Genomic DNA, 15,215 nt, shown 5'->3' on the forward strand with positions numbered 1-15,215 from the left:
CAAAAAAGCCACGATAAACGTGGCTTTGTTGGATAAAGCTTAAACTTTTACTGTTCTATTATAAGAACTGACCTAGCGCTTTAACTTGGTCTAACATGCGGTTTGAGAAACCCCACTCGTTATCGTACCAAGCCATCACTTTAACAAGCTTACCATCTACTTTAGTTTGGGTAGAATCGAAGATTGAAGACGCAGGGTTGTGGTTAAAGTCGATAGAAACAAGCGGTAGTTCGTTGTATTCAAGAATACCTTGCATTGCACCTTCTGATGCAGCTTTAACGACTTCATTAATTTCTGCTGCAGATGTTTCACGCTTAGCAACGAACGTTAAGTCTACTAAAGATACGTTGATTGTTGGAACACGAACTGCCATGCCGTCAAGTTTACCCGCAAGTTCAGGAAGTACTAAACCAACTGCTTTAGCTGCGCCTGTTTTCGTTGGGATCATAGATTGAGTTGCGCTACGTGCACGGTATAAGTCTGGGTGATAAACGTCAGATAAGTTTTGATCGTTTGTGTAAGCATGAATTGTCGTCATGCTACCTTGCTCGATACCTACTGTATCGTTGATTGCTTTTGCAATTGGCGCTAAACAGTTTGTTGTACAAGATGCATTTGAAATGATGTTGCTGTCAGCGTTTAATACTTCGCTGTTAACACCATGAACAACAGTTGCATCCATGTCAGTACCAGGTGCAGAAACGATTACTTTTTTAGCACCCGCTTCAATGTGTTTAGCCGCTGCGTCACGTGAAGTGAATAAACCAGTACATTCTAAAACGATATCTACGTTTAGTGCTTTCCAAGGAAGGTTTGCTGGATCACGCTCTTGTGTAAGGGTAATTTCGTCATTACCAATTAGCATAGTGTTTTCAGCAAGTGTTACTTTTTGAGAAAATTGACCGTGTACTGAGTCAAATTGAGTTAAATGCGCGTTAACATTTGCTGGTGCTAAATCGTTGATTGCAACGATTTTGATTTCGTTGTTTTGAGCTGACTCATAAAGGGCACGTAATACGTTACGACCGATACGTCCATAGCCATTAATTGCAACATTAATCATTCTAATATCTCCCGTTAATTATTTTACTTCACTTGCTTGGCGAGCAAGCGCTTCAATGGCTTGCCAGTCTTTGTTTTCAATAAGTTGTTTATCTAACATCCAAGTACCACCTACACAAATTACGTTTTTAAGTGCCAGGTAGTTAGGTGCTGTTTCAAGGCTAATGCCGCCTGTAGGGCAAAAAGTTACTTGTGGTAAAGGGCCACCAATTGATTTCAGCATTGCTGTGCCACCTGCTGCTTCTGCAGGGAAAAACTTTAAGAACTTAAAGCCATGGCTTGCTAATTTCATTACTTCACTTGGTGTTGCTGCACCTGGTAAAAATGGAATATCAGTGTCTTTAGCCAGTGCTAATAATTCGTCGTTTACACCTGGGCTAACCATAAAGTCAGCACCGGCTTCAACAGATGCATTAAATGTCGCTTTATCAACCACTGTGCCTGTGCCAACGTATGCTTCTGGTACGGCTTCTTTCATTAGCTTTACAGCTTCTGCCGCAATCGGCGTACGTAAAGTAATTTCTAGTGCTTTTAAGCCACCGTTATAAAGCGCACGTGCAAGGGGTGCTGCATCTTCAAGTTTTTCGATAACAACAACCGGTACCACAGGTGCCGATGATAAAATTTTCTCAATGCTCATTGTTTGTTCCTCATAGCCCAGTAACGGCGTATTATTATTCTAAACCAAAGGCACTTGCGCCTAGGTCTGCACTACTTACTATATTTCTGAAACCTGCGAATAACTCTCGGCCTGTACCATATGTTTGGCTTGGTTGGCTAAGTTGTAATTCACGTTTTGCTAATTCTTCATCGCTTACGTGTACTTTCAATACACCCGCTGGTGCATCAAGCGTCACTAAATCACCTTCGTGAATTTTTGCGATTACACCACCTTCAACCGCTTCTGGTGCTAAGTGGATTGCAGCAGGAACTTTACCTGATGCACCCGACATACGGCCGTCAGTCACAATCGCCACTTTGTAACCTTGGTCTTGTAGTGTTGCCATTACTGGCGTTAATTTGTGAAGCTCAGGCATGCCTTTCGCTTTTGGACCTTGCTCTTTAATTACAGCAATAAAGTCTGTGTTTAATTCACCACGGCTATACGCTTCTTGTAACTCACCTTGTGAGCTAAATACTTTAGCTGGCGCAGAAACAACTTGGTGTGACTCAGCCACTGCGGATACTTTGATAACTGCTTTACCAAGGTTACCTGTAAGAAGCTGTAAACCACCCTGCTTGCTAAACGGGTTATCAATCGGACGTAACACTTCTTCATCGTGTGATTTTTCTGGACACGCTACCCATTTAACTTTGCTTGGGCCAGTGCTGTTAGTCATGATCACTGATGAATCTTTATCTAGCATTGGCTCTGTTGTGTATGCTTCTAAGCCATCACCCACAATCGTTTTCACGTCGTTATGTAAGTAACCCTTGCTTAGTAGTTGCTTCATTAAGAAGCCCATACCGCCGGCAGCTTGGAAGTGGTTCACATCTGCTGAGCCGTTCGGGTAGATACGTGTAAGAAGTGGCACAACTTCTGATAAGTCAGCCATGTCTTTCCAAGTAAGGATTACACCCGCTGCTTTCGCGATAGCTACTAGGTGGATTGCGTGGTTTGTTGAGCCGCCTGTTGATAACAAGCCAACTAAACCATTAATAATTGTTTTTTCACTTACTACGTCTGCAAGGCAGTTAGCATCTTTTGTTTCGATTAACTGCTTTAACATGGTTTCTACAGCATGACCTGTTAAACCATCACGTAGTTCTGTGTAAGGGTTAATGAAAGAGCTACCTGGTAAATGTAGACCCATGATTTCCATTAACATTTGATTCGAGTTTGCGGTACCGTAGAAAGTACAAGTACCTGCACTGTGATATGATGCGCTTTCTGCTTCTAAAAGCTCTTCGCGACTTACTAAGCCTTGTGCAAATTTTTGACGAACACGGGCTTTTTCTTTATTCGGGATACCCGACTGCATTGGACCGGCTGGTAAGAAATACGTTGGTAAATGACCAAATGATAAGGCACCAATTAAAAGTCCAGGGACAATCTTGTCACATACACCTAAACAAAAAACACCGTCGAACACGTCATGCGATAAAGAAACCGCAGTAGACATTGCAATCACGTCACGCGAGAACAATGAAAGCTCCATGCCATCACGGCCTTGTGTAACACCGTCACACATAGCAGGTACACCACCAGCAACCTGTGCTGTAGCATCAAACTTAGTGGCAAGGCTTTTGATAATTTCTGGATAGTCTTTGTAAGGTACATGCGCAGAAAGCATGTCGTTATAAGCGTTGATGATAGCTAGATTTGGTTGCTCGTCTGATTTTAAACGAGCTTTGTCATCGCTGCTACAAGCAGCCATAACGTGTGCAATATTACCACAGCCTAAACCAGCACGAACTCTTGTTTGTTTTTTTGCGTGCGCGATTCGCTCTAAATAAGCTTGGCGGGTCTCTTTACTGCGTTCGATAACGCGTTCGGTGACTTCTTGGATACGAGGATGCAACATATAAATTCGACTCATCTCTATAGTTAGAGGATAAAGGCTCAGTAACAATTACAGACTCCACGAAAATAATTGTACTGAGCAACTTTGATTTACCCGTTCAAAGGTACGCTGACAGGCTGTCTCTCACAACCAACCTGACACCGGTGTCACTGTATTAACTCATGACTGTGACACCGGTGTCAACCTTATCTGTTAAATTTAGTTTAATTTTTTTAAATGACCAAATAATGAACAATTTAATTTTAGTAGAATATGAGTAGAATTCATGTGAAGTACCACTATCAAAGGCCTATAGATAAGACAAGCTTTGAGGTTTGTTTTAATTAAAAACAGAAACTTATAGCGCTTTTATGAAATTTTTAAGTCATAAATAAAAAAGCCCGAGAACGCGTCACTCATTCTCGGGCTACTGTGAAAAAACAAGATGAAATTTATTTAATTGCTGCTGTCGACTCTCGAGTAATGAGTTTTGCTTCAAGGGTTACTTGATAAGGCGACTCTTGTGGATCACCAATATGAGTGATCAATTGCTTAACTGCTTGCTGAGTCATCTCTTCAACCGGTTGCGCAATGGTCGTTAACCCTGGCCAGATATGGCGTGCAATTGGTGCGTTATCAAACCCAGCAATAGAAATATCATCTGGCACTCTTAACTGCATTTGCGTAGCAAGCTTTAATACTGCTGCTGCCATGTAGTCATTTGAAGCAAATACCGCTGTTGGGCGAGGGTTTAAATCTAAAATTGTACGGGCACTATCAACACCAGAGTGATAACTGAAGTTACCTTCTTCAACTAAGCGTTCATCAAACTCAATACCATTTGACGCAAGCGCTCTTCGATAACCTTTAAAACGCTGCTCTGTGGCACTGTGATCAGGGTGACCTTTAATGAAGGCAATTTCTTTATGACCCAGCTTAATAAGATGCTCTGTTATTTCAAAAGCCCCCTGCTCGTCGTTACTTCTCACCGAAATAGAATCGTCTTCAAGTACCGCAGATGCGACGCGAGCATACGGGATCTTTTTCGACTTTAAAAAGCTTACAAGTTCAGGAAAATCAGAAAATGGTGGGGTCAGTACAATGCCGTCTAAACGTGAGGTTTGAATTAATTGCTCAATGTTACCAATTAATTCTTCGCCGCGTAATTCACATGGGTGGATCAATAAGTTGTAGTTAAGCTCATGACATGCCGCTAAAGCACCAGTTTGCACACGGGTAATATAGCTTTTACTCGGATTGTCGTACAAGCAACCAATAATAAAACTGCGGTTTTGTGCCAAGCCACGAGCGATTGGGTTTGGTGTGTAATCAAGCTCTTTAAATACTTTAAGTACTTTTTCACGCGTTGCATCACTCACGTTAGGCTCATTGTTGAGCACGCGAGATACTGTTTTTTTCGATACACCGGCATAGCTGGCGACACTGTTGATGGTAACTTTCTTCATCCGCTCTACATCCAACTGCTAATTACGCGTTACTTTTAACATGTATACACGCAGCAGCACCAATGAATGGAATGTTGTCTTGTGTTACAAGCGTAACGGGGATCTGTGAAGTATATTGCGACATAATGCCTTTGTCTGCAAAACGCTCAACAAATCGACTAGATAATAGACGTTGTTGCATGCGAGGTAAAATACCACCGCCAATAAATACGCCACCTAATGCGCCAAATGTCAGGGCTAAGTCACCTGCTACGCTGCCAATCCAATCACAAAATTGATTAAGTGTTGCATCACAGACTTCACACTGACCAGTGGTTGCAAGCTCACTGATTTGTGCAGCATCTAGATTCTTTGCTTCAACACCTTTTACCGCTGCCATAGCGCGGTATAAATGCGCGATACCAGGGCCCGAAAACACGGTTTCAACAGATACATGATTTAACTGCTTTTTAAGCTCAGTGATTAACTGGCGGTCTAACTCTGTCACTGCCGCAAGGGTAATGTGCCCTGCTTCGCAGCTAAGTACAGCACTGCCTTGTGATGTACGAACTAAACACGCAGCACCAAAACCTGTACCTGGCCCCATAACTGCGATATTCGCATTTTCATCAGCCTGGCCTGCTTTAACAGCCATATTTTGCGAATCATCTAAATAAGGCGCCGCATAAGCAAATGCTGCAAAGTCGTTGATTACTTCAAGTTGCTCAAATGAAAACTCTGCTTTTAAATCTGCAACGTTAAAGTGCCAGCCAAGGTTTGTTAAGTGAACTTGGCCTGCTTTAATCGGGCCTGCTACCGCTAAACATGCGCGGCTTGGCTTTGGAAACGAAATTTGACTAAAGTACTGGTTAATCGCACTTTCTAAAGAGCCAAAGTCAGCACTTGGAAAAGTTAAATTGTGCTCGATAACAAACTGGTTAGTTTGTGCATTAAAGTCAGTGATTAAAGCGAAACGAGCGTTAGTGCCGCCAATATCGGCAACAAGAATAGGAGCGAATTCTGTAGTTGTCTGTGTGTTCATGATGTTTTCTCTATTTGTCTAAGCTAGTTGCCGCTTATTGTTCTAGTTTTCAATGGCAAAGCCACTGTGTCTGCTAAACTTTGGGTCATTGCCACAAAGAAGCTATCTTTGGTATTAAAAAAATGCTGCCCAAATGAATGGGCAGCCAAATACGTTTTGACAACAAAATGATAAAACAGTGATATTATGACACCGGTGTCAGATTAGGATCAATAAAAATTTTCATTATTTGTGCATGCATACGTATTTAATGAGAAAACCTGCGTATTAAGTATCGAAAAAGCATTTATATACGCATAAAAAATGCCTAGCTGTGTACAGAACAGCCACACACACGCCGCTTGTCACAAATAGCTTGAAAAAAATATTAAATAGCCGAAAATGGCAATTACTACTTCTGTTATTTGGTAACCATATGAAAGGTAAGGCGACATCTTTTGACATTGCACATTATGCGGGTGTGTCGCAGTCAACCGTGTCTCGCGCGCTTCGAAATAGCCCTTTGGTCAACGAAGAAACGCGTCGACGTGTTCATGAGGTAGCAAAACAGCTCAACTATAAAGTTGATAAAAATGCCAGCAACCTAAGAACTCAACAAAGTAGCACCCTCGCCCTGTTATTATTTGAAGATCCCACTTCGGATGAATCACAAATAAACCCTTTCTTTTTGGCGATGCTAGGCAGTATTACAAGAGCTTGTGCAAAAGAAGGCTACGACTTACTGGTATCGTTTCAGTCGAGCAGCTCTGATTGGCAAGCCGATTACGAGGACAGCCACCGTGCAGATGGCTTAATACTGCTTGGTTATGGTGATTACCTCGATTACCAACCTAAATTTAAAACCTTAATTGACCAACATACTAAGTTTGTCTGTTGGGGTGCCAGCGTAGATAACCGCCCAGACTTAACGGTCAGCTGCGATAACTACGGCGGTGGTAAATTAGCAGCTGAGCATTTACTTGCAACCGGTAGAACCGACTGTGCATTTATTGGTGATGCTTCTGATCATAGCCCTGAGTTTTTTGCTCGCTACCAAGGTTTTAAAGATGCATTCTTAGCCAAAGGCGTGGCTTTAAACGAACGTAAAATGGCAAATGCGATTTCAACTGAAGAATCTGGCTATCACGCGACTCGTTCCCTCATAGCAAATAACATTCGTTTTAACTCATTGTTTGCCGCCAGCGACCTTATTGCTATTGGTGCTATTCGCGCCTTGAAAGAAGCAAAAATCAAGGTCCCTGATGATGTACACGTTGTTGGCTTTGATAACATTGCGGTTGCCAGCTTTGTAAACCCACCACTTACCACCGTACAGCAAGACACCACACTCGCCGGACAAATGTTGGTCGATAACCTGCTCAAACTCATTCGTGGTGAAGATGTAGAGAATACCCTTTTACCACCGCGTTTAATTATTCGCGGTTCGAGTGTTTAATTTTTAGCGATAACAGCTTTGTTATCGCCTACTCCTTACCCAAACAGAAACTTATTGCATTAAAATTAGTTTTTTTTCGATTTACCCAAGACTATTACTTCGAAAAAGCAGATAATTACACCTATTATGTTGAAAACGCTTATCTGGCAAACAAAGCTTTAGATAACAACGCGCACAAAGGTGGAATTTTTTAATGGAAATTAAAGTTAATTTTCTCGACAACCTCAGACTTGAAGCCAAGTTTGATGATTTTTCTGTCATTGCAGACCAACCTATTCGCTATAAGGGTGATGGCACTGCACCAAGTCCATTCGATTACTTCTTAGCATCTTCTGCATTGTGTGCGGCTTACTTTATTAAAGTGTATTGTAATTCACGTGATATCCCGACTGACGGTATTCGTGTTGCGCAAAACAATATCGTTGATCCAGAAGACCGCTATAACCAAATTTTTCAAATTCAGGTTGAGTTACCAGAAAGCCTTTCTGAGAAAGACCGCACGGGTATTTTACGTTCTGTTGAGCGTTGTACAGTAAAACGTGTTATTCAAACTGGCCCAGAATTTAAAATCGATACTGTTGAAAGCATCGAAGCAGACGCGCAAGCAATGTTGATGGCAAAACCAGGTGATGACAGTAATACCTTTATTTTAGGTAAAGACTTACCCCTTGAAGAAACCATCGCAAATATGACGGCCATCCTTGAAGAGTTAGGGATGAAAATCGAAATCTCTTCTTGGCGTAATATTGTGCCAAATGTATGGTCACTTCATATTCGTGATGCAGCCTCGCCTATGTGTTTTACTAATGGTAAAGGTGCAACTAAAGAAAGCGCGCTATGCTCAGCTTTGGGCGAATTTATTGAGCGCTTAAACTGTAACTTCTTCTATAACGATCAGTTCTTAGGCGAAGACATTGCCAATAGCGAGTTTGTTCATTACCCAAATGAAAAGTGGTTTGCTCTGACTGACGATGACTCTCTACCAGAGGGCATTTTAGATGACTATACCCGTGAAATTTATAATCCAGACGGTGAGCTGTGTGGCTCACACCTAATTGATACCAACTCTGGCAATAAAGAACGTGGTATTTGCTCTATTCCTTATGTGCGCCACTCAGACGGTGAAACGGTTTACTTCCCTTCAAACCTAATTGAAAATTTATTCTTAAGCAATGGTATGAGTGCTGGTAACAACTTTGCCGAAGCAAAAGTACAGTGTTTATCTGAAATTTTCGAGCGTGCAGTTAAGCGCCAAATCATTGAGCAAGAAATTGTTTTACCAGACGTACCTCAAGAGGTTTTAAACAAATACCCAGGTATTGTTGCGGGTATTAATGGTCTTGAAGAACAAGGTTTCCCTGTTGTAGTAAAAGATGCCTCGTTAGGTGGTCAGTTCCCAGTAATGTGCGTAACACTCATGAACCCTAAAACAGGCGGTGTATTTGCTTCTTTTGGTGCGCACCCAAGCTTTGAAGTTGCGTTAGAGCGTAGCTTAACTGAGTTATTACAAGGAAGAAGCTTCGAAGGCTTAAACGATGTACCTAAGCCAACGTTCAATAGTATGGCAGTTTCTGAACCGGAAAACTTTGTAGAGCACTTCATTGATTCAACGGGCGTGATCTCATGGCGCTTCTTCAGCGCTAAGCACGATTATGAGTTTGTCGAGTGGGATTTCTCAGGTAGCAATGAAGAAGAAACAGCGAGCTTATTCGGTATTTTAGAAAGCTTAGGTAAAGAAGCTTACATTGCTGAGTTCTCAGATCTTGGTACCGCATGTCGTATTTTAGTGCCTGATTACTCAGAAGTGTATCCTGTGGAAGACTTAATTTGGGACAATACCAATAAAGCACTTAACTTCCGCGAGGATATCTTAAACCTGCATCGTTTATCAGAAGATCAACTTGCTGATTTAGTTGAGCGCCTAGAAGAAAGTGAACTAGATAACTACATTGACATCATTACCTTAATCGGTATTGAGTTTGATGAAAACACAGTATGGGGTCAGTTAACGATTCTAGAGCTGAAGCTACTTATTTACTTAGCACTTGGTGATTTAGAAGCAGCAATGGAGCTTGTTGAAGCATTCTTACAGTATAACGACAATACCATTGTTGAACGCGGCCTATTCTACCAAGCAATGCATGCAACGTTAGAAGTTGCACTCAGCGATGACCTTGAGATTCAAGATTACATTCATAGCTTCACCCGTATGTTTGGTCAAGAAACGATGGATGCAGTCGTTGGCTCAATCAACGGCGATGTAATGTTCTATGGTTTAACAGAAACCAGCATGAAACTAGAGGGCTTAGATAGACACCTTCGTTTAATCGAAAGCTACAAAAAGCTACACACTGCTCGCGCTAAAAAAGCAGGATTATAATCAGGTAAATCGAGCTGTAAGCAACCAACTTACAGCTCCACCCCTTTGTTTATTAAGAAAATTAATTAATACCTCAATAAAGCACTTAGATTTTTATGTATTTGCACTGTAAGCCCCCTACCTTGTCCAGTTCTATTTAAACTGGTAAATTTCACTCAAGTTTCACCCTCTCGATTTATTAAATGGACTTAAAAGGCTCTATTACTGCCCCTCTTATCCTGTTTGTTATGTTTTGCACTCATACTTGTTTTGCAAAAATAACAATTGGTATATCAAGTGAAAATGGCGAGTCATTAAAGTACTCACGCAAACAATTTTACGGTGAATTAAAATCAGCCTATAGCTGCGTTATCAATCAACTTGATAGCAACTACGACGTAATCACTGTACCGCAAGCACGGCTTATTAAAATGCTGCAAAACAATGAAGTTGATATTGCCATGCCACTTTTATTGTTACCACACAGAGATTTATTTGCGACTCGCTCAGAGACAATTTATCAAGTTGGATATGAGCTAATCAGCCACAGTACTAACCCAGATTTGAGTATCGAGAATTTACGCAGACAGGCAAACTTGAATGGTATCGTCTATAAACGCGGAACTGGGGCACGTACCTTAATGCTTAAATATTTAGGCATTGATAAAAATGAATCGATAAGCCATGAACATCAAGTCAGTACATGGCAACAAGCCGTTGATTTTGTGGCTAAGAACAGAGCTGGTATAACAGCTCTTCCTGCTGTGATTGCAAAAGATATCGAGCCTCACCACTTTAATGGCATTACACGCATTAAAATGCCCGACCATCAATTAGGACTTTACATGTCATCACGTTTTGCTAAAAGCGCTGAAGCAGCTGCTATCAACGATGCATCAAAAACCTGTAAAGAAGTTAGATAAACGATAGGTTATTTAATTTGCTCAGTTTTAAGCTCGGCTAAACGGCTTTCAACTTGTAAGCGCTCTTGCGCTGTTAGTTCGCCATAAAACTTGGGGTATGGCCAGCCATAACCCCAGCGAAAGCTAGTAGGTAAAAAAGGTGTTCCACCCACTCTAACACCGGCAAGCATCAATACTGCAATTTCTTGCTCACCCACCTTAGCAACACATTTTTTTAAATCTATATCAGCTTGCTCACGTTGCTTGAAAGTACCGCCTTGCCAATATGCAAGATCATGGGCTGTACAGCACGCCAACCATAAGTTTTTATGTTCTATTGTTCCATCAGGAAAAGAACTGCAACCATCTGTAGTGAAGGGTTTAAGTTCAGCACAACTGGTAATAGAAGCATGAAAAAGTAACATCAAACCTAGGATAACGTTAGGATAATTCGCCACAGTCCAGACCTTAATTAGCGAGATGGAAATAGTAAAAGTTTTTAATATTCAACTTGGTACGCAAACCCATCACAACTCAGCGCTTTTTGGCAATCAGTATCTGCATGAGCACTGATATAACACTGTCCATAAACAATCGCGTTGCCACCCCTTTGCTGTACTTTACTTTTAAGAGTGTCTTGAAGTTGACTTCTAGAACCATCAATATCATCAAACGGACCCGCTTGTGGTAAATGCATATCACTTTCTAATTGGCAATAATAGCTCGAAACCTGGCCAAGAAATGTTGCTCTGTGGCTCACTAATTGGCGTTCTGTAAATACTTCAACATTGTGACCTCGGACTGAAGTTTCAACATCACCAAGTACATACTCACCCACGTTTGTATTTATTGCACAAGAACACAATAAACCAACACCCAACAAAGTAGATAAAGCCTTGAACATATTTGCACCTTCCCTGAATTAATTGTTCAGCTACAAATTACACCAAATAGTAATGGCTTTTGTTTACTGAATTAAAGTTAACCTATCTTAACGTACCCATATAAGGAAAACACAGTTAAATTGTAAAAAAGTGCAAAACAAAAAACCGCCGAGGTTAATTCGGCGGTTTAATTATTTAAGTAGTTATTTAAAAACAGCTTACTTAGCTAATGTTTCGGCTGCTTTTTCTGCAAAAAGGTTACCTAGTTTTATATAGTAATTACTTTTATAGTGCCATTTATCTTCAATGAATTCGACAGGCTCATCAAAGGCGACTAAATGAGCATTAGCATTTGATTGAACATACTTTTTCTGAGCATCCCATACACTCTCTATATATGGCATCATGCGTGTTTGAGGTGTTTTACCAGAGTCTTCGATTCTGCCAAGTATGATTGGTAACTCTTTATTGCCAAAAGTCATCTTCATATCATTCATCAGGCTTGTTAAATTAGCTAAATAAACCTTAGATGCTTGCTCATGATAGGCATCTGCCTCACCCTGCATCCAAATGATCCCTGCTGGGACTAAAGTATCGGCTTCACCATCACCATCTATATCATTGTTAGCTAACGCAGCTCTTACGGTAGTTTGAAAGTTATCCCATTGGTTGATCTTGGTGTTGTCAGCATAGTTCTGCCCCCACGTACCAAAACCAGATGCCCCAAGCGCAATAGATGAACCACCACGCGCATATTTAATAATGGCTATTTTCTTATCTGTGAGCTCAGATAAGCGTTTACCAAAACTCAATTCAGGACCAAACCTTTCAGATAAAATAATTGAATGATCTGTCGATCTTGCGCCTGTTCCAAAACCAGGCATTAAATTAGTCCAAACACCTTTACCACCATTTAATGCATCATCAGCAACAGGGTTACCAAAAAAGAGTAAGGTATTTTCAACTGGTTTTTTATACTGCGCAGGTAAATCTTTATTAAAGCCAAATCCTTCCATATTTGATTGGCCACCCATAAAGTAAAGCAAGTAATCATCCGCTTTACTTTGCGTACTTACTGCTAATAGAGCACATAAAGCTAGTTTTTTTAACATTATTTTTCCTTTTGCCAAAAGCAACATGCCCAATAAATATTGGGCATGTTAATTACGTTTTTACTTCAATGCGTCTTCAACAACGGGGTAATGGTCCCATACATGTTTATCGCTCACTGAGCGGAGTAACTTAATGTATTCAGCGTGAGTCCAAGCCAGTGGTGTGGCTGAGTTTGTACCCTCACCTAGCTGATAGCCTGCTTTATTGTTGCCTACGCCATCCCAAACTTGTTCAGGTAACATCATGCCTTCATTGGCAAATGCTTCCATACCTTTTACATAGGTGTCTTTAATCGCTTGTTGCTTCATCGCATCAAGGCTATTAGTTGCGTTTGCAGCAGCGATTTCATAGTGACCACGTTCACCTGTGAAAAACGGCCATACACGACCACGTTGACCAGGGGTGTTGTTACCACCTTCGGCATAGTTGCTACCTGTCACTTCATCTTCACCGTAACCATCGTTACCATAGCGACGGTAGCCTGGGAATGAACCTGAGCCATCAGCAAAATTAAAGGTGTAACGCACTTGCAGATTATCGACTAAGGTTTCGTCATCGTACTCTGGTAATGTTTTTACAATGCTTGGCGCAAGTGCATCACGAACACCGTAACGTACAAGCTCTAAGAAACCACCATCAAGGATTTGCTTTTTATCAAAGCCTTCACGGCCATTATTGGCGTTAAGTGTGGTTGATGAGTTTGGATCTTTGTCTTGACCAATACGAATGAAATATTCACCATCGCTATTTTCAGACTTAAGGTTACCTTGTGTCGTAAACATGGTGCTTTCTATTTCACTGTTGTAAGTTTTAGCCGTTGCTAGGTAACGCTCTGCATTTTTAGTGTCACCTGCTTTTTTAGCAATATCAGCAGCCGTCACTAGGCCTGCAACAACCGCTGCAGTTGTTGATGGAGAGAAACCATTTTGTTCTTCCCAACGCTCTTGTTGCGTTGCTGGCGGTGTGATTTGCGTGTCATTCCAAAGAATTTTCGCAAGGCCACCATCAACTAAGAAATCAGCAGCTGGTTTTAACATTTTGCCATACCAATCTGTCAGCTCTTGATCGCTCAGTACGCCAGCTTGATGTAGTTTCCACGCTAACATAATTGGCATTGCTGTTTGGTCAAGCTGAACACCTACCCACTCAAGCTCACCATCAACATGAGTCTTTTGTAAGAACCAACCCGTGTCACCACCATTGCCAGGTGTGTTATCTGTTACTTGTACTTTTTCTAAATATTCAAACGCCGTTTTTGCGGTACGTGTATCACCCATGGCCATAAATGCCATTGCTACTTGATAGAAATCACGTACCCAAACCGCTTTATAACCGGTAGAACCTGTTTTGGCTGATACTGTTTCACCCCAAGGGTTAGAAAGTGACGCAATTAAAGCACCAGCATGAGTTTTATCTTCTTGCGCTTTTAACACCATGGCGCTGGTATAAAGCAACTTACCATTATCTGCGGTGCTGTTAGTTAATGTGCTCAAAGGTTCAAGGCTTGCTAAGTAGTCTTGCCAACCAATTGCAACACCTTCACCGTTATATGCAGCAAGTACTTTTTGGTAGCCTTGATTTAAACTTGCTTGACCTTCTTTTAAGCTTGCAGCTTCAGAGTTACCAAAGCTTAAAGCTAAATCAAAGGTGGTGTTTTTTGATACTTCACCAAGCTCTGCAAGTAAGCTTACATTACCCGACTTATCACCAGTATTTTGGTAAGTCGTTGAGAGTGATTGCGATGTTTTTAACTCTTTTAAGCCATCACTTACACCCGTAAAGCCAACGCTTGCTTGCTTAAATGGTTTAGCGGCTTGTAAAGATAAAAAGCTATCATCTTGCCAAGCAACTAGACCCTTATCAGTCACTTTTGCAAAATCGTCTAAGCCGTTGTTATCAATGTAAGGGTTTACATTAACGTAGGCTTTCACACCTTCAAGGTCTGTATTAAATACGCTACGAACAAACAATGTTTGGCCGTTTGGATCTGTAAAAATATGCTTTTCTAAAGTGAAACGACCTTGTTTATCTTTACTAACGACTTTGTAAGCAAGCGATAATGGGCGACCCGCATCGTCTTTGTATAAATAATCAATGCTTACATCGAGATCATCGTTTTCTGTTACGGTAAAGTCTTTACCAACTACAACAAACTGCATATCTTTGATTTGTGCTTGGTGAATTAAACCAAACATGGTTTCTGTGATCATGCCTTTAGCGATTGAAAACCAGACTTTTGATACTTTCCCTGTAGCAGCTGCATCGCTATAGTGGCCGTCTTGGTATTGCTCGTAAGAGGTACCAATCCCCGTTTTACCAGAGTATGCCCAAAAAGGCTCAACACCCGGTGCTCCTGGTGCAGACACCTGCTCAACTGCTGTATTAGCTGATTGTTCTGAACTACAAGCTGTTAAACCTAACGCTAACAAGCTTGCGGTAATAAGATTAAATTTTTTCATGGTGTGTCCT

The 15,215-nt window shown here is 41.2% G+C and carries 12 protein-coding genes; 3 read left to right on the forward strand and 9 right to left on the reverse strand.

Going from position 1 to position 15,215, the window contains the following annotated elements; genetic code table 11:
* Positions 1-58 precede the first annotated feature (58 nt).
* The 5 genes from gap to glk all read right to left on the reverse strand — a co-directional run bounded on the left by gap (position 59) and on the right by glk (position 6,053).
* On the reverse strand, positions 59-1,063 hold the full coding sequence (gene gap, locus HUS61_RS02735) for a type I glyceraldehyde-3-phosphate dehydrogenase (RefSeq protein ID WP_062564508.1): 1,005 nt from the start codon (positions 1,061-1,063) through the stop codon (positions 59-61).
* Between the two features lie 18 nt (positions 1,064-1,081).
* On the reverse strand, positions 1,082-1,702 hold the full coding sequence (locus tag HUS61_RS02740; protein WP_054551439.1) for a bifunctional 4-hydroxy-2-oxoglutarate aldolase/2-dehydro-3-deoxy-phosphogluconate aldolase: 621 nt from the start codon (positions 1,700-1,702) through the stop codon (positions 1,082-1,084).
* 34 nt (positions 1,703-1,736) lie between these two features.
* Positions 1,737-3,587, reverse strand: coding sequence for a phosphogluconate dehydratase (gene edd / locus HUS61_RS02745; RefSeq protein ID WP_062564509.1), 1,851 nt, complete (start codon positions 3,585-3,587; stop codon positions 1,737-1,739).
* Positions 3,588-4,018: 431 nt separating this feature from the next.
* Positions 4,019-5,032: a LacI family DNA-binding transcriptional regulator gene (locus HUS61_RS02750; RefSeq protein WP_175082237.1), complete on the reverse strand. Its 1,014-nt coding sequence runs from the start codon at positions 5,030-5,032 to the stop codon at positions 4,019-4,021.
* Between the two features lie 22 nt (positions 5,033-5,054).
* On the reverse strand, positions 5,055-6,053 hold the full coding sequence (glk, locus tag HUS61_RS02755) for a glucokinase (protein WP_062564510.1): 999 nt from the start codon (positions 6,051-6,053) through the stop codon (positions 5,055-5,057).
* Positions 6,054-6,468: 415 nt separating this feature from the next.
* On the opposite strand from glk, the gene HUS61_RS02760 reads away from it, so the two are divergent.
* From HUS61_RS02760 to HUS61_RS02770, 3 genes are all read left to right on the forward strand, one after another.
* Complete coding sequence (locus HUS61_RS02760; RefSeq protein WP_055198756.1) at positions 6,469-7,488, forward strand: LacI family DNA-binding transcriptional regulator; 1,020 nt, start codon at positions 6,469-6,471, stop codon at positions 7,486-7,488.
* A gap of 193 nt (positions 7,489-7,681) precedes the next feature.
* Positions 7,682-9,868, forward strand: coding sequence for an OsmC domain/YcaO domain-containing protein (locus HUS61_RS02765; protein ID WP_175082236.1), 2,187 nt, complete (start codon positions 7,682-7,684; stop codon positions 9,866-9,868).
* Positions 9,869-10,050: 182 nt separating this feature from the next.
* Positions 10,051-10,770 carry a hypothetical protein gene (locus HUS61_RS02770; RefSeq protein ID WP_175082235.1) on the forward strand — a complete coding sequence of 240 codons (720 nt, stop codon included), beginning with the start codon at positions 10,051-10,053 and terminating at the stop codon, positions 10,768-10,770.
* 8 nt (positions 10,771-10,778) lie between these two features.
* Here HUS61_RS02770 and HUS61_RS02775 read toward each other — a convergent pair whose 3' ends face one another.
* From HUS61_RS02775 to HUS61_RS02790, 4 genes are all read right to left on the reverse strand, one after another.
* Positions 10,779-11,207, reverse strand: a complete 429-nt coding sequence (locus HUS61_RS02775) for a hypothetical protein (RefSeq protein ID WP_308418546.1) — start codon at positions 11,205-11,207, stop codon at positions 10,779-10,781.
* A 41-nt stretch (positions 11,208-11,248) separates the two neighbouring features.
* Entirely contained in the window at positions 11,249-11,653 is a 405-nt protein-coding gene (locus HUS61_RS02780) for a hypothetical protein (RefSeq protein ID WP_175082234.1), read from the reverse strand.
* A gap of 198 nt (positions 11,654-11,851) precedes the next feature.
* The gene (locus tag HUS61_RS02785) at positions 11,852-12,745 is read right to left on the reverse strand and encodes a sialate O-acetylesterase (protein WP_175082233.1); all 894 of its coding nucleotides are present in this window, start codon (positions 12,743-12,745) and stop codon (positions 11,852-11,854) included.
* Positions 12,746-12,805: 60 nt separating this feature from the next.
* On the reverse strand, positions 12,806-15,205 hold the full coding sequence (locus tag HUS61_RS02790; protein ID WP_175082232.1) for a glucan 1,4-alpha-glucosidase: 2,400 nt from the start codon (positions 15,203-15,205) through the stop codon (positions 12,806-12,808).
* Between the last annotated feature and the right edge of the window lie 10 nt (positions 15,206-15,215).

The sequence above is a fragment of the Pseudoalteromonas sp. 0802 genome (assembly GCF_013350085.1).
GTDB lineage: Bacteria > Pseudomonadota > Gammaproteobacteria > Enterobacterales > Alteromonadaceae > Pseudoalteromonas.

Coding starts and splice junctions, on each gene's coding strand:
- gap (WP_062564508.1), bottom strand. CDS start 1,063: ATGATTAATGTTGCAATTAATGGCTATGGACGTATCGGTCGTAACGTA.
- HUS61_RS02740 (WP_054551439.1), bottom strand. CDS start 1,702: ATGAGCATTGAGAAAATTTTATCATCGGCACCTGTGGTACCGGTTGTT.
- edd (WP_062564509.1), bottom strand. CDS start 3,587: ATGTTGCATCCTCGTATCCAAGAAGTCACCGAACGCGTTATCGAACGC.
- HUS61_RS02750 (WP_175082237.1), bottom strand. CDS start 5,032: ATGAAGAAAGTTACCATCAACAGTGTCGCCAGCTATGCCGGTGTATCG.
- glk (WP_062564510.1), bottom strand. CDS start 6,053: ATGAACACACAGACAACTACAGAATTCGCTCCTATTCTTGTTGCCGAT.
- HUS61_RS02760 (WP_055198756.1), top strand. CDS start 6,469: ATGAAAGGTAAGGCGACATCTTTTGACATTGCACATTATGCGGGTGTG.
- HUS61_RS02765 (WP_175082236.1), top strand. CDS start 7,682: ATGGAAATTAAAGTTAATTTTCTCGACAACCTCAGACTTGAAGCCAAG.
- HUS61_RS02770 (WP_175082235.1), top strand. CDS start 10,051: ATGGACTTAAAAGGCTCTATTACTGCCCCTCTTATCCTGTTTGTTATG.
- HUS61_RS02780 (WP_175082234.1), bottom strand. CDS start 11,653: ATGTTCAAGGCTTTATCTACTTTGTTGGGTGTTGGTTTATTGTGTTCT.
- HUS61_RS02785 (WP_175082233.1), bottom strand. CDS start 12,745: ATGTTAAAAAAACTAGCTTTATGTGCTCTATTAGCAGTAAGTACGCAA.
- HUS61_RS02790 (WP_175082232.1), bottom strand. CDS start 15,205: ATGAAAAAATTTAATCTTATTACCGCAAGCTTGTTAGCGTTAGGTTTA.